The 21159-nt window shown below is 40.5% G+C and carries 18 protein-coding genes and 2 pseudogenes; 15 read left to right on the top strand and 5 right to left on the bottom strand.

Annotated elements, in window-relative coordinates:
• Positions 1 to 54 precede the first annotated feature (54 nt).
• The 3 genes and pseudogenes from GCWU000282_RS02175 to GCWU000282_RS16175 form a co-directional block, all read left to right on the top strand.
• Positions 55 to 3114 (top strand): annotated as a pseudogene (locus GCWU000282_RS02175) (YodL domain-containing protein); the annotation flags it as partial.
• Positions 3115 to 3116: 2 nt separating this feature from the next.
• A complete protein-coding gene (locus GCWU000282_RS02170) occupies positions 3117 to 3323 on the top strand; it encodes a transposon-transfer assisting family protein (RefSeq protein WP_035039039.1) in 207 nt (68 codons plus the stop codon).
• Positions 3320 to 3685, top strand: a pseudogene (locus GCWU000282_RS16175) (cysteine-rich VLP domain-containing protein). Before GCWU000282_RS02170 ends, GCWU000282_RS16175 begins: the two are co-directional and overlap by 4 nt.
• Positions 3686 to 3854: 169 nt before the next feature.
• Here GCWU000282_RS16175 and GCWU000282_RS02165 read toward each other — a convergent pair.
• From GCWU000282_RS02165 to GCWU000282_RS02145, 5 genes are all read right to left on the bottom strand, one after another.
• Positions 3855 to 4277, bottom strand: a complete 423-nt coding sequence (locus GCWU000282_RS02165) for a nuclear transport factor 2 family protein (RefSeq protein WP_023353346.1) — start codon at positions 4275 to 4277, stop codon at positions 3855 to 3857.
• A gap of 21 nt (positions 4278 to 4298) precedes the next feature.
• Complete coding sequence (locus GCWU000282_RS02160; RefSeq protein ID WP_023353345.1) at positions 4299 to 4631, bottom strand: DUF6050 family protein; 333 nt, start codon at positions 4629 to 4631, stop codon at positions 4299 to 4301.
• 114 nt (positions 4632 to 4745) lie between these two features.
• Entirely contained in the window at positions 4746 to 6089 is a 1344-nt protein-coding gene (locus GCWU000282_RS02155; RefSeq protein WP_023353344.1) for a relaxase/mobilization nuclease domain-containing protein, read from the bottom strand.
• Positions 6050 to 6379, bottom strand: a complete 330-nt coding sequence (locus GCWU000282_RS02150; protein ID WP_009220372.1) for a plasmid mobilization protein — start codon at positions 6377 to 6379, stop codon at positions 6050 to 6052. Before GCWU000282_RS02150 ends, GCWU000282_RS02155 begins: the two co-directional genes overlap by 40 nt.
• A gap of 564 nt (positions 6380 to 6943) precedes the next feature.
• Positions 6944 to 7558, bottom strand: coding sequence for a TetR/AcrR family transcriptional regulator (locus GCWU000282_RS02145; RefSeq protein ID WP_002982989.1), 615 nt, complete (start codon positions 7556 to 7558; stop codon positions 6944 to 6946).
• A gap of 199 nt (positions 7559 to 7757) precedes the next feature.
• Between GCWU000282_RS02145 and GCWU000282_RS02140 the strand changes: the two genes are divergently transcribed.
• The 12 genes from GCWU000282_RS02140 (at position 7758) to GCWU000282_RS02090 (ending at position 21121) form a co-directional block, all read left to right on the top strand.
• The gene (locus tag GCWU000282_RS02140; RefSeq protein ID WP_023353342.1) at positions 7758 to 9545 is read left to right on the top strand and encodes an ABC transporter ATP-binding protein; all 1788 of its coding nucleotides are present in this window, start codon (positions 7758 to 7760) and stop codon (positions 9543 to 9545) included.
• Positions 9538 to 11280, top strand: a complete 1743-nt coding sequence (locus GCWU000282_RS02135; RefSeq protein ID WP_023353341.1) for an ABC transporter ATP-binding protein — start codon at positions 9538 to 9540, stop codon at positions 11278 to 11280. The genes GCWU000282_RS02140 and GCWU000282_RS02135 overlap by 8 nt, the downstream gene beginning before the upstream one ends.
• A gap of 35 nt (positions 11281 to 11315) precedes the next feature.
• Positions 11316 to 11918, top strand: a complete 603-nt coding sequence (locus GCWU000282_RS02130; RefSeq protein ID WP_009220375.1) for an MptD family putative ECF transporter S component — start codon at positions 11316 to 11318, stop codon at positions 11916 to 11918.
• A complete protein-coding gene (locus GCWU000282_RS02125; protein WP_009220376.1) occupies positions 11918 to 12649 on the top strand; it encodes an energy-coupling factor transporter transmembrane component T in 732 nt (243 codons plus the stop codon). Before GCWU000282_RS02130 ends, GCWU000282_RS02125 begins: the two co-directional genes overlap by 1 nt.
• A gap of 27 nt (positions 12650 to 12676) precedes the next feature.
• On the top strand, positions 12677 to 14143 hold the full coding sequence (locus tag GCWU000282_RS02120) for an ABC transporter ATP-binding protein (protein WP_002983007.1): 1467 nt from the start codon (positions 12677 to 12679) through the stop codon (positions 14141 to 14143).
• A 505-nt stretch (positions 14144 to 14648) separates the two neighbouring features.
• Positions 14649 to 15092: an RNA polymerase sigma factor gene (locus GCWU000282_RS02115; protein WP_009220377.1), complete on the top strand. Its 444-nt coding sequence runs from the start codon at positions 14649 to 14651 to the stop codon at positions 15090 to 15092.
• Positions 15073 to 15324 (top strand): helix-turn-helix domain-containing protein, encoded by a 252-nt coding sequence (locus GCWU000282_RS02110; protein WP_023353339.1) that lies wholly within the window; start codon positions 15073 to 15075, stop codon positions 15322 to 15324. Before GCWU000282_RS02115 ends, GCWU000282_RS02110 begins: the two co-directional genes overlap by 20 nt.
• A gap of 429 nt (positions 15325 to 15753) precedes the next feature.
• Complete coding sequence (locus GCWU000282_RS02105) at positions 15754 to 15957, top strand: excisionase (protein ID WP_002983016.1); 204 nt, start codon at positions 15754 to 15756, stop codon at positions 15955 to 15957.
• Positions 15958 to 16032: 75 nt separating this feature from the next.
• Positions 16033 to 17223 carry a site-specific integrase gene (locus GCWU000282_RS02100; RefSeq protein WP_002983018.1) on the top strand — a complete coding sequence of 397 codons (1191 nt, stop codon included), beginning with the start codon at positions 16033 to 16035 and terminating at the stop codon, positions 17221 to 17223.
• A 10-nt stretch (positions 17224 to 17233) separates the two neighbouring features.
• Entirely contained in the window at positions 17234 to 17359 is a 126-nt protein-coding gene (locus tag GCWU000282_RS17255) for a hypothetical protein (RefSeq protein ID WP_023353337.1), read from the top strand.
• Positions 17360 to 17498: 139 nt separating this feature from the next.
• On the top strand, positions 17499 to 18320 hold the full coding sequence (locus GCWU000282_RS02095; protein ID WP_035039024.1) for a transglutaminase-like domain-containing protein: 822 nt from the start codon (positions 17499 to 17501) through the stop codon (positions 18318 to 18320).
• A gap of 302 nt (positions 18321 to 18622) precedes the next feature.
• Positions 18623 to 21121, top strand: a complete 2499-nt coding sequence (locus GCWU000282_RS02090; RefSeq protein WP_023353335.1) for a hypothetical protein — start codon at positions 18623 to 18625, stop codon at positions 21119 to 21121.
• The last annotated feature ends 38 nt before the right edge of the window (positions 21122 to 21159 follow it).

Raw genomic sequence — 21159 nt, 5'->3', positions numbered from 1 at the left:
GGGATAGTCCCGGACCCTTAAAAAACGAAAGGAGAAAAATTCATGCCATATATGGAAAAAGCAGAAGAAATAAAAGAGGTTACGCCCATTGTCCTAAGCTCTGAAAATCAAAAGGACAGACTAAAGGAAATTACGGATCGTTTGGAGCAAGGGATTTTAGAAGTCTTTGAAAGCGAAAGGTACAAGGAGTATCTTCGCGTCATGTCAAAGTTTCATCATTACAGCTTTAAAAATACCATGCTGATTGCCCTGCAAAAGCCTGACGCTTCCCTGATTGCAGGCTTTAGTGCATGGAAAAACAGCCACGGAAGAACGGTCAAAAAAGGAGAAAAAGGAATCCGTATTATCGCTCCTGCACCCTTTAAGGTAAGGCAGAAAATGGAAAAGCTTGATCCGAAAACAAATATGCCCCTTGTCGGAGCAGACGGAAAGGCAGTTACCGAAGAAAAGGAAATTACCATTCCTGCCTACAAGGTGGTATCCGTCTTTGATGTATCACAGACAGAAGGAAAAGAACTTCCCTCTATCGGAGTAAATGAGCTGATCGGCGATGTGTCGCAGTATGAGGACTTTTTTACGGCGCTGAAAAAGGCATCCCCTGTTCCGATTGCCCTTGAGCATATCGAGGGAAGCGCTCACGGCTACTATCACCTTGCGGAAAAAAGAATTGCCATTGACGATAACATGAGCGAGCTGCAAACACTAAAGACCGCCATTCACGAAATCGCCCATGCAAAACTTCATGATATTGACCTAAATGCACCGAAAGAGAAACAGGAAAATCGCCCGAACCAGCGTACCCGCGAGGTTGAAGCGGAAAGCGTCGCCTATACCATATGTCAGCACTACGGGCTTGATACCTCCGATTATTCTTTCGGATATGTTGCAGGCTGGAGCAGCGGTAAGGAACTGTCAGAACTCAAAGGCTCTCTTGAAACCATCCGCCTTGCTGCATCGGATCTGATCGACAATATAGACGGGCATTTCAAGGAGCTTCAAAGGACAAGAGAAAATGAGCTTTCAGAAACGGAAGCGGAACCAGCTTTGCAGGAAGAAAAACATGAAGCAGCTTACCAACTTGAAAACGGAAGCTATCTCTATATTCAGACCTGCGAAACAGGCTATGACTATACTCTGTATCAGCCTGACTTTACAGACCTTGATGGCGGACAGCTTGATAATCCGGAAATCTCTATTGAAAAAGCCCGTGATGAAATCCTAAAAATGCACGAGCTTTCAGGGCAAGACTTAAAGGAAATCTCCATAGATGATTTTGAAAAGATGCAGGAAGAAGCTTCACAGGAAAAGAAAGCCGGAATACAGGTAAAGTATTATCCTATCAATGAAGCTGCGGCAAAAAGAGCAAAGGAAATGAACAGCTTTTCGGACTACACGCCGAGAAGTGCAACTCTTGAATACAAAAGCCTTGTGGATCAGGCGACGGAAATTGCTGAAAATCAAAAAAAGAGAGTTGATCCGTCCTTTCATACCAAAATCGACGCCCTGCTTGATACCTACTCTAAAAGACTTGCGGCAAATATGAATAACGGATTTGCGATTGATGTCCGCGTTCCCTCTGTACTGATTGCGGGAGGATCCAATTTCCCTATGCGAAAAAAGGAAAAGCAAAACACCGCCCGTGATAAAAACTATGGAGAGTGGAAAGATATTCAGGGACTTCTTGAAAAAATCAGAAGCACCGGAATGGGCGGAATCAGCGCAGATGATCCGGATGCAGTAAAGAAATTAACTGCAAAGCTTGAGAAGCTGACAAAGACGCAGGAAACCATGAAGGCGGTCAATGCCTACTACCGAAAGCATAAAAGCCTTGAGGGCTGCCCGGAGCTTGACAGTGAGGCAATCGAAAAGCTAAAGAAAAGAATGGAAATCAGAGGCATTCAGGACAAGCCCTATCCGTCATGGGCACTTTCCAATAACAATGCAGAAATCAGAAGAATTAAAGAGCGTATTCAAAGCCTTTCCGTAAATAAGGATAAGCTTTACACAGGCTGGGAGTTTACCGGAGGCAGAGCCGAAATAAATGTAAAGGATAACCGCTTGCAGCTTTTCTTTGACGATAAGCCGGACGGCAAAAAAATCAGAGATGAATTAAAGGCAAACGGCTTTCGCTGGTCGCCGAAAGCTTCCGCGTGGCAAAGACAGCTTAATTCCAATGCAATCTATGCGGCGGATGCTATCAGCAGCATAAAACCCCTTACGGGAGAACGCGTAATAGAGCTTCAAAGAAATTTCAGAAAGAAAGGCAGCATTGAAGCTACCCCGGAATATATCTACAAGGTACTGGAGGATCCCTCTGAAAAAGACAGCACGAAAAACTTTCGCCTTGAGGCCTATATCGTAAAGGAAAAAGGCAAGGCGCAGTCCGAGCTTTTATATGCCGGAACAAAGGAGAAATGCAAGCAGCTTTTAGATGAGGTGCGTTCCGGAAAACTCACAAACGGACAGATCAAAGAGCTTTACGCAAAGGCTGAAAACACTACCCCTGAAAAAGATACCTTTCGGATCTATCAGCTAAAGCGCGGCGAGGACACAAGAGAGCTTCAATTTGAATCCTACGACCGCTTAAAAGAATCGGGGCAGATACTTAACCCGGATAACTATGTCAAGGTATATGAGGCGGAGCTTTCAAAGGGACTTTCCCTTGAGGATATTTATACCCGCTTTAATATCGATCATCCAAAGGACTTTTATGGACACAGCCTGTCTGTTTCCGATGTGGTTGTACTTCATAAGGACGGAAAGGACACGGCTCACTATGTAGACCGACTTGGTTACAAGGAAGCCCCGGAATTTCTGAAACCGGATAATTACCTGAAAACTGCCGAGATTTCTACAGAGCAAAATTACAACATGGTTGACGGAATTATGAATAACACACCGCCTGCACCTACCGTAGACGAGCTTGAACAGAAAGTAAAGGCGGGAGAATCTATTTCTCTTACCGAGCTTGCAAAAGCGGTTAAAGCGGAGGAACACCATTCCACTGATTCGGAGAAAAAGCCGTCTATCAGAGCACAGCTAAAGGAAGCAAAGAAACAGTCTGAACACAAAAAACATAACACGAAAACAAAAAATTATGAATTGGAGGTATGAGCATGAATCCTTTTACAGTAGAAGAAATGAATTTGTTAAGCATTTACAGAGGCGAAAGCAAAGAGGAAGTAACGGAGAAAATCGCATTTACTCTATCCTTTATGGATAAGGATATGCGGAAGCTTGCAAAGCGTACGGTAAAAAAGGTAAACAGCCTGTCCGATCAGGAATTTGCCACGCTTTCCATTGATCCCGCCGATGAAATATGAGGAAATCAAAAACGCTTTCACCCAAACAGGTAAAGCTTGTCAATCGCCTTGTGAGAAAAGAATGCTGTAACTATGATAATGGAAACTGCATTTTACTTGACGATGGGGAAGCCTGTCCTTGTCCGTAGCTTATATCCTGTTCGCTTCTTTGCCATTGGTTTTCCGATGCGGTGCTTCCTCTTGATAGAGAGCTTTTTTCAGAGCTTTACGCACCGGAGGGAAAACGCCGTTGCACTGTATGCGGAGCGCCCTTTGCATCAAAGTCCAACAATGCAAAATATTGCCCCGGCTGCAGAAAGAAAATCACAAGAAAGCAAGCGGCGGAAAGGATGAGAAAAAAGAGAAGCCTTGTTACGAAATAGAAGGTGTAAATGCCTTGTAAAACCTTGCTTTTTAGAAGCGTTTCAGCTTATATTAAGGGTTTATATCTATATCCTTAAAATCAAGGTTTAACTGCGTAACATAGGGGGCAAGAAAAAACGGACGCGACAGCCATGAACTTGTGGCCGCTGCGTCCGCTATTTTTATCTATTAGAACCATAAGGATTTTTTATTTCTGAATACGGGATTTTCACCATCCGCATAAGGATCATATCTTTCTATATTGCATCCGTATTCCTGAAGCTTTGTTATTTTCTCATTCGTGCTCCATGTTATAGCTGATATTCCGTCAAAGCTCTGTTTTATACCGTCTTTCATTTCGCATTCAAAAAACCAAAAGACAATCGTTTGATTTTCATTATGAAAAATCTGTTTAATATCCCATTTTAGAACTTCTCCGCGAGTATTCCATTCATAAAACCAATGTTTAATTTTCTCTGCTCCGTGATATTCCGGTCCCCAACTTTCTATATACACGGCATTTTCCTCAAACAAATCTTGAATATCCGTATCTTCTTTATGAAGCCACATTTCAAACCAGCTTCGGATAATTCTTTCTTTTTCCCTTTTCATAAAAACACTTCTTTCTGCAATTTATTCTTTTACAAGCCTGTATATCGTAAGCGGAATATACCATGCCGCAGCCAGAAGCTGCCATATAATCACAATGCAGCCGATCAATCCGCCGACAATGATATTTACAGCAAATATTCCTACCGTTGCAGTAAAGTCATGATTTATCGGAATCAGCCATAAAAACATTCTTCTGATACCGAAAGGAACACCGCAAAACAACCATACATAAAAATAGTTTGTTGCCCCGTTTTGCGTAAATATTTTCGTTCCCCAATAAAAGAGAAAGGCTGTAAGTAAAACCGGCACTATTACTTTCTTAAAAAAATCTTTCCATATTTCCCCGCGTGTCATAATATCAGCTCCTTTTCTTCCGGAAACTGTTTTCTGTCCTTAATATTTTTTCTTTCCCGTTTCTTTAGTTAGCCATATCATACCATGGATTTTACTCATCATCCACAAGAGGAATTATTCAAGGGCTTTTGTATGCGCCTTGCCTGATTTTTCCTTTTGTAAAATCGTATCAACGTTCTGCTTGATCTTTTGATATTCCTTGACTTTCTTTTTCAGCTTTCCGTAGTCGGAATATATGGCTTCTTTCTTCTTTTGCAGGGCGGTATATTCTTTCTGCAAAGCTGCCAATTCCGGAAGCTTTTTAATGCCTGCATCCTTTAGTGCCTTTCCGGAAGCTTCATAAAGGATCAGGCTGCTTTCATATTTACGCCTGTATGCTTCCTTATCCTTTGCCTTGATATATCCTCTGTGAATATCCTTTGTCTTTTGATAGGTTGAGATATTTTTTATAAGAACAGCCATATCGGATAGTTTCTTTTCGACCTGCTTTAAGCTATCTGCCGTCTGTTCACTGTCAAGGATAATTTCATCTATTTTCTTTATCAGATATTCATACTGCAAGATGTTATTTTCCGTAAGGAAATTCATTGTCTTTGCAGCCTGTTTCAGATTATGGATCTTCGCCCAATGCTCATAGCCTGCCGATTGCTGCGCCTTGATATTGTTTTCAATATCAATCAGCAAGGATATTCCTTGTTCCTGTTTCGGTATCTTAACATTACGGCTTCTTATTCCTGCAATGCGTTTTTGGATTGCTTCTTCTGTATAATCAATACCGAGAGTTTTCAGCCTTGTAAATCGCTCCTGTCCGGGAGCTCTGCAGGAAACATATTTGCCGAGTTTGATTTCATATCCGGAAGCTTGCAGCTTCTCTAAAAGCTCTTCAAAATCCTTTATCTGAGGAATCAGAAGATCAACCGCTTCTTTCAGTTTCCCTTTCCAGCTTGTACCTGTCTTTGCTGTCTGATACTCAATATAGCTTTTTCCTTTTCGCCCTTTTTCCGGAGTGATAACCGACAAGCCGTTTTCATAGCATAAACGGTCGTTGATATTTCTGATTCCGTAATAGCTTCTTTTGTTGGAATTATATTTGTGATAATCCACGAAATTAACGGCACAAAAAATGATGTGATTATGGACGTGCCCTTTATCAATATGAGTGGTTAGGACATATTCATACTGTCCTTTCGTTACGGCATCTGCAAGCTGCTTTCCAATCTCATGGGCTTTTTCAAAGCTGACCTCTCCCGGTTCAAAGGACTGTATCAGGTGATGGGCTAAATTGTTTCCTTTATCAAGTGCCTGTGAAAGCGTAAAGGCAAATTCTATATCTGCGGTTTCATAGCTGCATCCGAAAGAGGAAACGAGCATTTTGTCATCGGTTTTATCGGGATTTTGGATATATTCAAGAGCTTTTTTTAATGTGCTTTTAATAGGTTTAATCTTTGTAACCGCCATATCTCTTTTAAGGCTCCTTTGATTTCTTCTATATCTTCCTGATACACATTTCCCGTCGCGTTCGCTCTTTTTGCAATCTGATTGATGTTGACCCCGATTTTTTGAAGCTCTGCCGTCATTTTCTTTATATCGCTGTGATCTACCTGAATGATATATCCGTCTATCGCCATTTTCCGAAGGTACGCTTCCACATTTCTTGTAGGCACCTGTTTCATTTTTTCTTCAATCAAAATGCGTTCTTCTTCCGTAACACGAAATTTAATTTGCACATTTCTTTTTCTGTTATTCATAGGTGAATTTCCTTTCCGTTTTCATAGAGGGTTTGGGACACTTCCCAACAAGCAATTTTCAACCTATGCACTAATAGTGCAAGGAGTTGAAAATACGGAAAGGGTACCCCTTTCCTATGCTTGCTATTCCACTTATCCCTTAATCTCTACAACAACGGGAATTCACATTTTGCCAAAAGAGCGGGAGGAAAATTGCTTATTTCAAGGAGTTTTTCTGTTCGGTATCTGCGCTTTCTTTAGCGGCGGGGTGATGATCCACAGATTGTTTTCGCTGATACAGTCAATTAGGGCGTCGAGCTGACGTCGTTGTATGGTCTTTGTGGTGCCCTTCTACGAGAAAAAATTGATCGACGGATATATCCAAGTGAGTAACGAGTCGATAGAAAACTTACAGGAGGGGGGTTGCTCGCTGTTTTTAATAGAAGCTATGTAACGGTGAGAAAGATGTATATGCGCTGCAAGCTCTTTTCGCGTTAATATTTCATCAAGTGGAGACAGACACTTCTGGCAGAAAATAAAATAGGAGAAAGATTTCTGTTGTCGAGTTTCAGGACAACAAGGTCCTTATCCTTTTATCAGATAACTTATTCCAGCAACAAAAAACACACACAATTTATCAATGTAAAAGCGAGCCTCACACCGATTCTTACCGTGACGCAATGGTTCAAACATAGAAGAATAAAAAGAGTTTGTCAGCATGTGAAGGACACCTCGCATCAAATCTTCGTCAGTACCGGACATGCTTGCAATATTGCTCTGTGTATAGACATAAGAAAGATTTATTTCTGTTAGCTTATCAATCAGAGTTGTTTGCCGTGTGCCATCCAAAGAACATTGAAGCAATAAAAATTCATCTCTATGATCATAAATATAATCAATCATATCAAGATAGATTGCTGTATCATCAATAGAGGCGAATGCAGCACTGCGGTTTTCTTTGTTTTTTAACCAGAATTGGTCTGCGTAATTCTGATATAACTCTACGAGTCCATCTGAAATCGGTAAAACAATCGCATCAAACAGACCTTCTTTGTTAGGAAAACGCGTATAAACAGCGCGAGCGCTAGTATTCGCTTTTTTTGCAATATCACGTATGGAGGCAGATTGAAAACCTTTATCTAAAAATTCATCTCTTGCGCATTCCAATAGGCGCTCTGAAACACCGGTAATTCTTTTCATATGATTCTTCTCTCCTTGACTGAAACGTTGTTTTCATTTTATGAATCAAAATAAAATGTGTCAAGGAAATTTGTCTTGACAGCATCTGATAGAAGTTGTATATTTTTATTGAAACATCGTTTCAATGCCGCCGAAGCGGCATATATTTTTCGCCTGTGGTTAGCAAGATCTAACTTAATGGCAGAAAGGGGCTGATATTATGAAAGAAAACAAGGTAATGAGCCGTTTGTTTGGTTACATGGGCTTATTCAAAATCACAATGATAATTTCTATTATCTTGTCCGCGGTTTCCGCAGTTATCAACCTATATGCTTTCGTGTGTGTGTATAACGTTATGAAAGAGATTGTCCAATCTCTCGGTGACATACATTCCCTCGACCAAGCATATATGGTGAATATGGGCTGGCGTGCTGTATATTTTATCCTCACGTCCTTTGGAATGTATGGTATGGCATTGTTATTTTCCCATATTACCGCCTTTAATACAGTAGCGAGGTTGCGGATCCGGCTTGTTCGGCATGTGGGACGCTTGCCTTTGGGGTATCATACCCAAAATCCCAGCGGAAAACTGCGAAAGATTATAGAAAAGAATTCAGACAATTTAGAAACACTGATTGCGCATCAAATCCCCGATTTTGCGGGAGCTGTTGCGCTGCCAATTGCTTTTTTGTTTTTTATGTTTATATATGACTGGCGGCTGTCTTTGATTTGTCTGATCCCAATATTAATCGGTTTTGGAATCCTTGTGTATATGCTGAAAGATGAGAGCGAGGGCTTTGCAAAACAATATCAAAAATCCGCCGAGGACATCAGCAATGCGGTTACGGAATATGTCAGAGGCATTTCCGTAGTTAAGGTATTCGGACAAACTGCCAATTCCTTCAGGCGCTATAAAGCCGCAGTAAAAGAGTACAGTGACTATTTGTTAAAGTATGCACTCTCAATGGAAAATACAGACGGTGCTTATCATGCGGCTATCAATGGGATATTCTTTTTCTTAATTCCCGGAGGGATTATCCTTTTTAATGCGGGCGGCAATCCTGAAAAAATGGTATTGAGTTTTCTGTTTTTTGCTGTCATTATCCCCATGGTAGTTACAATTTTAGCCCGTATTATGAGCAGCTCTTCAAATCTGATGCTGTCTAAAGCTTCCTTGGATGCAATTGATAGGATATTGGAGGAAAACCCTTTGCCGGAACCGACAAATCCTCGTAAACCTTCAGGGTATGATATTGCTTTTGAACATGTTTCGTTTGCATATGAAAAAGGAGCCGCAAAAGCTTTGAATAATGTATCTATGAATATAAAAGAAGGAACAATTACTGCACTGGTGGGAGAATCAGGCGGCGGCAAAAGCACTGTCACCAATTTGCTTGCAAGATTTTGGGATGTTCAGGAGGGGGCTATCAGGGTTGGCGGAGTAGATGTACGGGATACGGATTATAAGCAGTGGATGGAGCAGGTCAGTATTGTGTTTCAGGATACCAACCTGTTTAAGATGTCGATTGTTGAAAATGTCGCTGTTTTTAATCCGGATGCTTCTCGTGAGGAAATTCTACATGCACTTCATCTTGCTCAATGTGACAATATTATTGAGAAATTACCGCAAGGTGCAGATACAATAATCGGAACAAAAGGAGTTTACCTCTCCGGTGGGGAGATGCAGCGCATTGCTCTTGCACGCGCAATCCTTAAAAACGCACCCGTGGTATTGCTGGACGAGGCTACAGCCTTTGCGGATGCTGAAAATGAATATCTGATCCAGAAAGCTCTTGACGAGCTGCTGCGAGGGAAAACGGTCGTTATGATTGCACATCGGCTTTCCACGATTATACATGCAGATCAAATTTGCGTTTTGAAGCAAGGGAGTATTGTAGAACGAGGGACTCACCGCGAATTAATGGATTTGGATGGTGTATATGCCGGAATGTACAGAGAATATCAGAGCAGCATTTCATGGCGGATTGGAGGCACACACTATGCTTAAAAAAATATACTATATCAGCGACGAGGGAAACAGAGCAATCCTAAAATCCGGGCTGTATATGGGACTGTTCAATATTGCCACTCTGCTGCCGGTAATATTACTAGCAATGGTGGCGAATGAAATGGTGAACCGTTATTTTGGAATAACACAGGGAGATATTCCGCTTTTGGGGTACTGGGGCGCCGCTTTTGTATTGCTGCTTGCAATTTTCTTTACATATCGCATAACCTATCGGAATAAGCATCTAACATCGACATCTGAAGATATGAGGCTTCGTATGGACATTGCGGATAAAATCCGAAAGCTTCCATTGTCTTATATCGGACGGCGTGACCTGAGTGATCTGACATCCACAGTTATGGATGATGTTGCCACTGTGGAAGCGGCTCTGGCAACAAGTGTAGCGGAGTTTATAGGCGGCTTTTTGTCAGGTGTTTCCTGCCTTATTGTTATTGCCTTTTATAACTGGAAGCTGGCTGGCAGTCTGGCTATCTGCCTTCCTCTGGTAGTTATTATAATGTCCCTGTGCCGCGTTATCTCCGAAGGAACAAATAAAAGAAATCGACAAAAGAAACTTGACATTAGTGACGGACTTCAAGAGTATCTGGAAAACATTAAGGTGTTGCGCTCTTCAGAAAAAATGGAGGGATATCAAAACCGTCTGGCTGTAACAATCAAGCGCGTTTTGACAGGACTTGTTTTATATGAGTTTTTGTCAGGATCCACGATTTGTTTTTCTCATAACATCATGAGAACCGGCGTAGGTCTGGTTATCGTTACTGGATCTACACTTCTGATTTCAGGGGAAATCAGTGTGTTTACATTTCTCCTTTTCCTTTTGGTTGCCGTCAGAATTTACGAGCCGCTGACAAAGGCCTGTGAGTCCTTAGGCGTAATGATTTCATCGCTGGTAAGCGCCAAACGGATCCGGGAGCTGATGGATTATCCTGAGCAGAAAGGAGCTGAGAATCTGCATCCCGAAACCTTTGATATTACCTTTGAACATGTATCCTTTGCCTACAATGAGGAAGACGTCCTGCATGACATTTCTTTTACCGCTAAGCAGGGACAAATCACTGCGTTAGTCGGACCATCAGGATGCGGGAAAAGTACACTCTGCCGACTGGCTGCCCGTTTTTGGGATGTAAACAGAGGAAGCGTATCTTTAGGCGGAACAAATATCAACGATATTGCGCCAGATGAGCTTTTGAAGAATTATTCTTTTGTGTTTCAGGATGTGGTGTTATTCAATGACACCATCTACAACAACATAAAGATAGGGAAAGAGAATGCAACTCGTGAGGAAGTCATGAAGGCGGCGAAACTTGCTCAATGTGACGAGTTTATACATCGGCTCCCTCAGGGTTACGATACAGTGATCGGAGAAAACGGCAAGACGCTTTCCGGCGGTGAGCGTCAACGGCTCTCGATTGCACGGGCATTTCTGAAGAACGCTCCTGTGATTCTGCTGGATGAAAGTACGGCTTCGATTGACCCGGAAAACGAAACAAAAATCCAGCAGGCGATCGGCAGACTGATTGAGAATAAAACAGTCTTAATCATTGCTCACAAACTTCGCTCTATCGTGGAGTGCGACAAGATAGTCGTTTTGAAGGAGGGTCAGTTATTGGAAACCGGTACGCATGAAGAGCTTATGAAACATAAGGGCTTATATCACCGCCTCTACTTACTGCAAAATGAAAGTTTAGCATGGACTGTAAAAAAATCTATATAATTATGAAAAATTTATTAACGAAAGGATCGAATAAAATGAAAAAAGAAGTGAACCAGAACCGACTGAATGGTAAAGATTTGATGAATGTAGGAATTTTTACGGCAATCAATGTTATTCTAGGAGTTGTAGTTGCAGTTGCTATTGGTCTAACCCCCATCGGTTTTATGATGATACCCTTTGTTGCAGCGATCATAATGGGCATTCCAATGATGCTTTACTTTACGAAAATAAAAAAGTTCGGCATGATTCTGATTTTTGAGCTCGTAAACGGAATAGTTCTTCTTCTGACCGGAATGGGACCTGATGCGTTGATTTGCGGAGTTGTAATTGGTCTGATTGTGGAATTTATTATCAAATCCGGCGACTATCGAAGTGCGAAGCGTGCCGTTTTTGGATATGCTCTTTTGATGCTCACCTCATGCGCCAACTATATCCATTGGCTGAATGCCAGTGCAGAATGGCTCAATAAAAATGCGGCGACATACGGACAGGATTTCATGTACACCATCTCCGGATGGCTTGACTATTGGTGGATGTTCCCTGCAGTTATCCTTTCCGCTTTTATCGGAGGCATACTTGGCGGTTTGCTTGGTCGGGCTGTACTGAAAAAGCACTTTTTGAGAAGTGGGCTGGTCTGATGAACACGATATTACGAAATACAAGGCCGACAGCAAAGCAGATGTATCTTGACCCACGTACAAAGATCCTGCTTTGCCTGACGGTTTCCTGTGTCATGATGTCAAGTGATATTATCGGAATAATGAGATTCGTGTTGCCATGCCTTGCCGCTATTCCTCTTTTATTTCTTGTTTTTTTGAAAAAAACAAAGATTGCAGCCTACTATGTTGTTATGTATATAGTCACCGCAACCGTACCGAGGCTATTGATGCCTCATGTGTCGCCACTGTTCAACCTCCTTTTCACCGGTATGATTGCCATGTTTACAAAGCTGCTGCCAGGGATGTCCATGTTTTGCCTTTTGATATTAACAACAACGGTAAGTGAATTTGTTGCAGCTATGGACAGACTGCATATATCCAAAAAAATTTCAGTTCCGGTATCCGTAATGTTTCGATTTATTCCTACAATTCGGGAGGAGTACAAAGCGATTCGTGATGCTATGCGTCTGCGGGACTTAAGCTGGCGCAATCCGATGGAAATGTTGGAATACAGAATGGTGCCTCTTCTGACAGGGTTGGTAACAATTGGAAATGAGCTGTCTACGTCAGCTCTCACGCGGGGATTGGATTCCCCACAGCGACGCACAAATATGTGCCCGATAGGATTTCACTGGCAGGATGCAGTCGCACTGTTGTTCTGTATTGCCATTATTATTTGCTATGTTCTTTCCGCATTCTTTGGGTGGTAGCTAAAATGTTTAGAAGGAGATTTTTCTTTGATAAAAGTTGAACATGTATCTTTTACTTATGAGAATGCCGAAAACGGTGCGGCGATTCTTGATAACTCCGCACAAATTTCCAAAGGAGAAATTGTATTGTTGTGTGGGGAGTCCGGCAGTGGGAAAACCACATTCAGCCGTTTGATTAATGGACTGATTCCAAACTATTATGAAGGGACACTCGTCGGTAAGGTTCAGGTTAATACTATGATTCCAAAAGAGCTTGAACTTCATGAACTGGCTCCTTATATTGGTTCTGTGTTTCAGAATCCTAAAGCACAATTCTATACCCTGGTAACGGATACCGAAATCGTCTTTTCCTGTGAAAATATGGGCATGGAGCGAAAAGATATACTAATGCGGTTTGATGATACGGTGACCGCAATGCGATTGGAACCACTGCTTGGCCGAAACTTATTTACACTAAGCGGCGGCGAAAAACAAAAAATAGCGTGTGCCTCTGTCCATGCTTTGCTGCCTGATATTTTGGTTTTGGATGAACCGACATCCAACCTGGATATTGGTACAATCCATGAGCTTGAGAATATTTTGTCTTTGTGGAAGGCGCAAGGAAAGACGGTTATTGTAGCAGAACACCGACTGGCTTGGCTTCGCAGACTTGCAGACCGGGTTCTGTATTTCAGGAAAGGAAAAATTGAACAAGAGTTCACCGGTGAGATTTTTTTCCGAAAGCCGCTTCCCTCTTTACATGAAATGGGCTTGCGTGGGATAAGCCACTTTGTGCCGCTGCGAGTGAGCAGCAAAAGGACAGATGAAGGGATAGAACTCCGGGATTTTTCTTTTACTGTCGGAAAGGAAAATCTCCTCAATATTGACTACCTGAAGATTCCAAAAGGCTCCGTTGTTGCAGTGCTGGGGAATAATGGTGCAGGAAAGACAACTCTGGCCAGGTGTTTGTGCGGCTTAGAAAGAAAAATTAAAGGAACCTTTTCATTCCTTGGGAGAGAATATAAATCGAAACAGAGACTGAAACTCTGTTACATGGTGATGCAGGATGTCAACCACCAGCTTTTTGCAGAAAGCGTTTTTGATGAGATAACACTTGGGGCTAAAAATATTTCTGAGGAAGAGAGAAAAAATTACACGGAGAACATTCTGTCCATGTTGGATCTGCTATCGTACAAGGATAGCCATCCCATGTCTCTTTCAGGCGGGCAGAAACAACGTGTGGCAATAGCCGGTGCCATTGCTACGCACAAGGAAATCATCGTGTATGATGAGCCAACCAGCGGATTGGACTACCGCCATATGAAAGAGGTCGCAGCTTGCATCCAAAAACTATCTGATATGGGCAAAACCCAATTTATTATAACCCATGATCCTGAACTTGTCGCATATTGTTGCGATTATATGATGTTTATGGACAACGGTATTGTGTCACATTTTGGGGAATGGACAGATGAAAATATAGCTTTTATTTCCCGCTATTTTGAAAATGAATAGGAAAATCAAATTACATTATTTGGCGCAATGAAAAATGCTATTTCATCTATCTTTACAAAAACAAAGCTGCTGTCAAGGATATGCTGTAACCTGAAAAGTTAATATGATTTGATCTGACGGCGATTTTGAAAGTGTCACAATTTCAAACCGCCGTTTTCTGTTTTGAAAAAGGATGCGGAGGATGTATAGCGTCACTCTATTCACAGAACACAGCGGTATCAAAGGAGGTATCGTCGTGTTTATTTTTCGTCATCTTAAGTTAAAGGGGATATATTCTATTTCCGGGTTTCCGTACCCTTACGGATAACCTGTTACATCATATCCATATAGCTATCTTTTCATGTCCGATCCCGGCTGCCCTGTGCAGTCGGGATTTTTTGTGCCTACAAAAACTTTTTTTCAAAAATATTCGCTTTTCTTTGGCAGTTTTCAACTCTGTGTTGTTGAGGGTTTACGAAAGGGGAAATTCTACCCGCTTTCGCGGCTGCGAAAGGAGGTGAATACCATGAATGAACCTGAAAGAACCGAATGGCAGATACGCTGCGCATTTAACGGCTTCTGCAAGCGGACATTGAAAAACGAAAGTATCAATGCCCATCGGGATCTTAAAAAGCGGCAGGCACACGAAATTAACTTTTCCGACCTGACACCGAAAGAGGAAAACCAACTTTATACCTGTGAAGATTTTTTTACGGAAGATAAAGAAGAACAAACATTTTTCGCAGGTGGAAAGGAATTGAGTGCAAATCTTATTGCCGATGCGATCCACAGCTTGCCGGAAGAAAAAAGAAGAGCTGTCCTGCTCTACTACTTCTTTGATATGAGCGATGCGGAAATCGCAGCACTCTATCAGATTCCGAGAAGCACAGTGCAGTATCGAAGAACCAGCTCATTTGAGCTGTTGAAACGCTATTTGGAGGAACACGCTTATGACTACCCAGGCTGGTAAAACAACCGATGATGAACGCGGCTTGTTGCCTTATCCGGTAATCATAGCCGCAACCAAAGGAGAGCCACAGGCAATGAATATTGTCTGCCAGCATTACGCAGACTATATCGCACACCTTTCTATGAGAAAGCTCCGTGATGAACGGGGAAACACCTATTACGGCATAGATGAGGATATGCGAGATCGCCTTCGCTCAAAGCTCATGCAGGCTGTCCTGATTTTCAAGATTTAAGATTGTAACAATCTGCGCTCCCCTTTCCGCAGACAAGGCAGAAAATACTTGCCGCCTGTTCTTTGACAAATATACCCGCAAGATAACGGCGGCGTATCATAGGGCAAACCGGACACTTTCCTTTTGTGCCTTAGCTGTGCGGAGAATACGCCATGACACTTCCCTACACGGAAGCCGAGCGAGAAATATTCTACCGCAAAGCAAGCGTAGCACCTTGCAAGCCATGACAGCACAAAATATATAATGATACTCCCTTACAGCCACAGTCCGAGCGTTAGAAGCGTCGCAGGCAATGGGTAGGGCTACATGAGAACCATGCAGGGGTGAGATTCCCGTGAGGCTAATGCTTACAGCCATCCGGTAATGCCTTTCTTAAATATGAATATCAGAACTTTTACTTATACCTATTTTGAGAAAAGGGGCGATGAGATGAATCAAACGGATGTGCCTATCTGGGAGAAATATACCCTTACCATAGAAGAAGCGGCAAAGTATTTTCGCATCGGAGAAAATAAGCTGCGAAAACTGGCAGAAGAAAATCCTACTGCAAATTGGGTTATATTAAATGGCAACCGTATTCAGATCAAGCGCAGACAGTTTGAAAAAATGATCGATACGGTTGACACAATCTAATGGAGATCGAGCCTTGACGATGGTATAATAGATATAGCATATCAAGGCTCTTTCCGTCTTGGAAAGGAGCATAAAATGTCAGGAAAAAGACGGGACAGCAAGAACCGAGTTTTGCGGTCAGGTGAGAGCCAGAGAAAAGACGGGAGATATGCTTACAAATATACAGATACCTTTGGGAAACCGCAATTTGTGTACGCATGGAAATTAGTTCCTACGGATAAGACCCCTAAGGGTAAGCGTGAGGATAAATCCCTGCGTGAAAAGGTTAAGGAAATACAAAAAGACCTTGATGACGGGATTGACCCTGTAGGAAAGAAAATGACCGTATGCCAGCTTTATGAGAAGCACATACGAAATCATGCAAATGTAAGGCATGGTACAAAACAAGGTCGAAAGCAGCTCATGAGAATACTTGAGAAAGATACAATCGGAGCATGCAGCATTGAGAATGTAAAAATGTCTGATGCAAAGGAATGGGCTTTACGCATGAAAGAAAAAGGCTATTCTTTTATCACGATTAGCAACCATAAGCGTTCTCTAAAGGCAGCTTTTTACACCGCTATTCAGGATGACTGTATCAGAAAAAATCCTTTTGACTTTCATATCAATACAGTTATTGAGGATGACACCGAGCCGAAAATTCCTCTTTCGCCCATGCAGGAAGAAAGCCTGCTTTCCTTCGTGAAAAGCGATAAGGTCTATTACAAGTATTATGATGAGCTTATCATTCTGCTTGGAACAGGACTTCGTATTTCCGAGTTTTGCGGACTAACGGACAGTGATATTGACTTTGAGAATCGGACAATCAATGTAGATCATCAGCTTCAATACTCCGGTAAAAAGTCCTACCGCATAGAAACTCCGAAAACGGAAAACGGCATTCGTAAAATTCCAATGAGTGACCGCGTACTGGAAGCCTTGCAGAGAGTGATGCAGAACCGAAGAAAAAGCGATTTTACTGTTGACGGTTATACAGGCTTTCTCTTTCTTACAAGAAACGGAACACCTCAAAACTACATTAACTATGATATTATGTTTCGCAAACTTGTAGAAAAGTACAACAAGAAACACGAGGAAGTTTTGCCGGTGGTAACAACACCTCATACTCTGCGGCACACATTCTGTACCAATATGGCAAATGCGGGAATGAATCCGAAAGCCTTGCAGTATCTTATGGGACACGCCAACATAACGATGACCCTGAACTATTACGCACACGCCACCTTTGACAGCGCACAGGCGGAATTTTTCAGACTGGTGGCTTAAAGGAAAAGAGATGTTTTACTACTTCTTTACTACCTTTCAAAGCGAAAACACAAGCGGATTTAAGAAAATATGTGAGTATCTCCCGATAGATAAAATACCGGCAATGCCTGTAAAGACAGGCTATACCGGCATATAAGAAGTTTTGAGAAGATAGTTAAAAATCGTATTAGAGTTTATGAATAAATTGTAAATTAATAAAAAATAACTTGCATTTGGTTTCAAAAAGAGTTATTATTATACAAACAATCCATAAAATGTTACCAAAGGAGAATGATATGAGAAGTATATATAAATATATTTTGGTTATGACTTTATTATTTATAGCTTGCCTTGCAAAACCTGAGAGGGCTTTTGCAGACAGTGCGACTATTGAAAATGCAAATGATGGTACAGTTAAACTCACATACAACAACGAGTATGATGAAAAGGTTAAACTTTTAGTTCAACTTACCGGAGGGACTCAATATAAGTATGACATTCCTAAGGGAAATGTTGATATTAATATTCCGCTTACACAGGGCAACGGCGAATATAAGCTTATACTGTGCAGAAATATATCCGGTACAAAATATGCGGTGGTACAGACTGTAAGTGTGACTCAGAAACTTGCAAATGATAATGATGCATTTCTGTCTTCAAGTTATATAATAGATTGGAACAAAACCAATGAAGCAATAAAGAAGGCTCAGACACTGGCGAGTAAGGGCAGTAATAATAACGATAAAATTAAATATATCTATGAATTTGTAGTTAAAAATTATACTTATGATTATGAAAAGGCCAATAATATTAATGATATAGCAAAGACGATTGCTTATATACCTAATGTTTCTAAAGTATACAGTGAGAAGAAAGGTATCTGTTATGATTACTCGGTGCTTTTGGCATCAATGCTTAGAAGCGTCGGCATACCGACAAAGGTAGTGACAGGGTATACGCCTAATGCTACAGTTTATCATGCATGGAATAATGTGTATGCAAACTCTAAGTGGAATGTAATTGATTCAACTTATGATGCTCAGATGTATAGGGCAAAGAAAAGCTACTCTATGTATAAGAACCACAATGATTACAAAGATGTTGTATATACTTATTAATTGCAGATAAGTACCTGATTCGGGAAAAGATTACTGAATTAAATTCCCTTTTTTATCAATAAAATAAACTGATAAAAAGGGAATTTTTTTATTTAATAGGAAATTTCTTCGAAATTTCCCATTAAATAAAAAAGGCAGTTTTAAGATTATTTTACATAAATATAAAATATAATTTATTATTACAGCTTATAATTTATATTTAAATAATTGACTGGAAAATGCTTATAATTTAAAATGGGTTATATATTCGCCGAATTGTAACGAATAATTAGTTAATAGGGAACTAAATTTAGGAGGAATTAATGAAAAGCAAGAAAATTAAAGTATGTGGTTTAATTTTGGTGACAGCAGTATGCAGTACACTTTCGATGGTGCCAAATAAAACGGTGGCAGCAACAAAAAAGAATGGTATTGTGTATTTGACAAAAAAAGATGTAAAGAACGGCAGAATAGTAATCAAGGATACAGAGGCAAAATCAATTGTAGTAAAGAGCGATGTTAAGAAGGCTACAATTCAGTTAAAAGGGGTCAAGCTTTCAAATGAGCTCAGAATAGAAAAAGGCGATTATATATTAAAAACTTCAAGAACTAAGATAAAAAGTATAAAAATCTCTGGCAAGGATACTAAGGTAAAACTTGACAGGTCTTCTGATTTAAATAAAAGAAATTTTGTGCTTAAGGTAGAAAAGAATACTACCGGAAATCTTGATTTATCGGAGTTTGGTAAGAAAATAACAACAGAGCTTGGTAAAAACAGTGATATAAATATAAAGGTCGGAAATAATGATAAGGCAAGTGTTGTAGTTAGGAAGGCATATATTACTTCAAAACTGGAACTTACAAGTGCAAGTGAAGGGGCTTCGATTTCAAAGATAAGAGTAGAAAGCCCTGTAAAGCTTACGGTTAAGGTAGATACGACAACTCTTGAAACTACCGGGAAGGCGGCTAAAGCTGATATAACACTTGAAAATAAAGTTACAAAAGTAAAGAATGAAGCCGGCTCTGATATTGTTGATAAAGAAGCTAAAAGAATGGAAGAAGAAAAAGCAAAGGAAGAGAAAGAAAAGGCAGAAAGAGAAAAAGCAGACAAAGAAAGAGAGAAAAAAGCCAGAGAAAATAGGGCTAATTTAGGAGGCGGAAGCTCGCAAACCCCAAGCAAAACGGAGAAGAAGGCTACAGCTATTACCCTAAGTAAAGAAGGCGGAGAACTTAACGAGGATGGTAAAACTATAATCTTAAAGGTTACGTACACCCCGGCTGATGCTACAAATAAGAACCTTGATTGGGCTATAAAGGAAGGATCAGACAAAGTAAGAATCATATCTTCAAGCTCTAATGAAGCCAAAATAGAAGCCCTGGATAATGGTGCCTATAAAATAGAAGCAAAAATTAAAGGCAGTGATGTTAAGGCTGAGATATCAGGAAATGTTACCAATCAGGGTGATAAGGCCTTTGAAAAAAGAATAGACGAGTATTTGAAGTTTACTGAGGCTAAGATTAACAAAGATAATTATGAAGATATAAAGAAAATGGGAGATGAGCTTGTTGCGAAGATTACTGATAAAATTAATGCTACAAGCGGAACTGAAAAGGCAAAGTGGGAAGCTAAGAAGAACGAAGTCAGCTTAAAGAAAAATGTTCTTGATGCAGCAATAGAAGTCATTAAAGGAAAAGTTGAAGAGGCTAAAACAGCAATAACTAATGAGTATAATAAAATTAAAACAGGTAAGCCGGAAGCAAATATTGCAAAGGAAGCTGTTAGAATTATAGAAGAAAAAAGAAAAGAATTATCAGAAAAGGACTTTAAAGCTGTTGTAACCGATGCAGAACGTTACAATAAGATAAAGGCTGAAGTAGATAAGATTAAGGATTTGGTTGCAACTACATTGACTGTTGATGAGAATGGAATAGCAAGAATCGGAAGGTCACAAAATGCTGAGTTAAGTTATAAGATTATTCGTACACATACTTCTATGGGAGCTGTACTTCCTGCCAATGAAGTAAAAATAAAAGCAGAAGGCACAGTTGCAGCCGGTCAGGAGAGTTTTTCTTTGCTTAACGAGCTCAGAAAAGCCGGTTTAGGCTGGTATAAAGTGATTGTATACAAAAAAATGAATGACATAGAAGATTTTACTGTAGCTGATACATATAATGCACATGTGAAAGTACAGTTATTAGAGAATACTTTAGGTTCAACAACTTATGAGTATGATAACGGCAGTTTTGTTAAGTCAGCCGGAACAGGTAAAGTAAGGCTTAATTTTGAAGGCGGAAAACATCTTTTGGAATGGGATGATGTACCGGGAGCAGAGTTTTATGATGTTGCAGCACTGCTTACTTTTGAGTCTCAGGAAAAAACTGCCGGAGCATATATGTTAAAATCATCCAATGGTAATGATACTGATTACAGTAATATTGAGAATGAAACCGAAGGTGAGTTTTTAGGAGTTGATAAACATATTTGTCAAAAAGGAAATTTAGGTAATGCCAGAAGACTTTGTGCAGTGGGAGTCAGGGGTAACAGTGTCGATTTAAATACAATAGTACCATATAAAGGTTCTTTTGTTGGTGAAGATAAAGATTTTTGGAATGAAGCTAAAGATTACCAAATGGCTATTGATATTCTTATAATACCACGAAGTGTAAAAGGACTTTATGTGAGTGATATAGAAAAGCTCTTAAAGAATTTTTCTACAGTAGGTAAAAATGCTTTGGTTAAAGGTAAAGGATTGCATGGCAGCTTTAAAGTTAAAGAATTTTATGAAAAATTTTATGGAGAAGCATTTCCAACAACTCCATAATATATAATTTCTTGCATTCTCTTAATATTTTAGGCATT

It is taken from the genome of Catonella morbi ATCC 51271, from assembly GCF_000160035.2.
Taxonomy (GTDB): domain Bacteria; phylum Bacillota; class Clostridia; order Lachnospirales; family Lachnospiraceae; genus Catonella; species Catonella morbi.
The sequence above is the reverse complement of the archived record's forward strand: the minus strand, read 5'-3'. Positions and strand labels throughout refer to the sequence as shown.

Bases quoted from the DNA above. Each gene is read 5' to 3' on its own strand.
- GCWU000282_RS02170 (WP_035039039.1), top strand. From the start codon at position 3,117: ATGAATCCTTTTACAGTAGAAGAAATGAATTTGTTAAGCATTTACAGA.
- GCWU000282_RS02165 (WP_023353346.1), bottom strand. From the start codon at position 4,277: ATGAAAAGGGAAAAAGAAAGAATTATCCGAAGCTGGTTTGAAATGTGG.
- GCWU000282_RS02160 (WP_023353345.1), bottom strand. From the start codon at position 4,631: ATGACACGCGGGGAAATATGGAAAGATTTTTTTAAGAAAGTAATAGTG.
- GCWU000282_RS02155 (WP_023353344.1), bottom strand. From the start codon at position 6,089: ATGGCGGTTACAAAGATTAAACCTATTAAAAGCACATTAAAAAAAGCT.
- GCWU000282_RS02150 (WP_009220372.1), bottom strand. From the start codon at position 6,379: ATGAATAACAGAAAAAGAAATGTGCAAATTAAATTTCGTGTTACGGAA.
- GCWU000282_RS02145 (WP_002982989.1), bottom strand. From the start codon at position 7,558: ATGAAAAGAATTACCGGTGTTTCAGAGCGCCTATTGGAATGCGCAAGA.
- GCWU000282_RS02140 (WP_023353342.1), top strand. From the start codon at position 7,758: ATGAAAGAAAACAAGGTAATGAGCCGTTTGTTTGGTTACATGGGCTTA.
- GCWU000282_RS02135 (WP_023353341.1), top strand. From the start codon at position 9,538: ATGCTTAAAAAAATATACTATATCAGCGACGAGGGAAACAGAGCAATC.
- GCWU000282_RS02130 (WP_009220375.1), top strand. From the start codon at position 11,316: ATGAAAAAAGAAGTGAACCAGAACCGACTGAATGGTAAAGATTTGATG.
- GCWU000282_RS02125 (WP_009220376.1), top strand. From the start codon at position 11,918: ATGAACACGATATTACGAAATACAAGGCCGACAGCAAAGCAGATGTAT.
- GCWU000282_RS02115 (WP_009220377.1), top strand. From the start codon at position 14,649: ATGAATGAACCTGAAAGAACCGAATGGCAGATACGCTGCGCATTTAAC.
- GCWU000282_RS02110 (WP_023353339.1), top strand. From the start codon at position 15,073: ATGACTACCCAGGCTGGTAAAACAACCGATGATGAACGCGGCTTGTTG.
- GCWU000282_RS02105 (WP_002983016.1), top strand. From the start codon at position 15,754: ATGAATCAAACGGATGTGCCTATCTGGGAGAAATATACCCTTACCATA.
- GCWU000282_RS02100 (WP_002983018.1), top strand. From the start codon at position 16,033: ATGTCAGGAAAAAGACGGGACAGCAAGAACCGAGTTTTGCGGTCAGGT.
- GCWU000282_RS17255 (WP_023353337.1), top strand. From the start codon at position 17,234: ATGTTTTACTACTTCTTTACTACCTTTCAAAGCGAAAACACAAGCGGA.
- GCWU000282_RS02095 (WP_035039024.1), top strand. From the start codon at position 17,499: ATGAGAAGTATATATAAATATATTTTGGTTATGACTTTATTATTTATA.
- GCWU000282_RS02090 (WP_023353335.1), top strand. From the start codon at position 18,623: ATGAAAAGCAAGAAAATTAAAGTATGTGGTTTAATTTTGGTGACAGCA.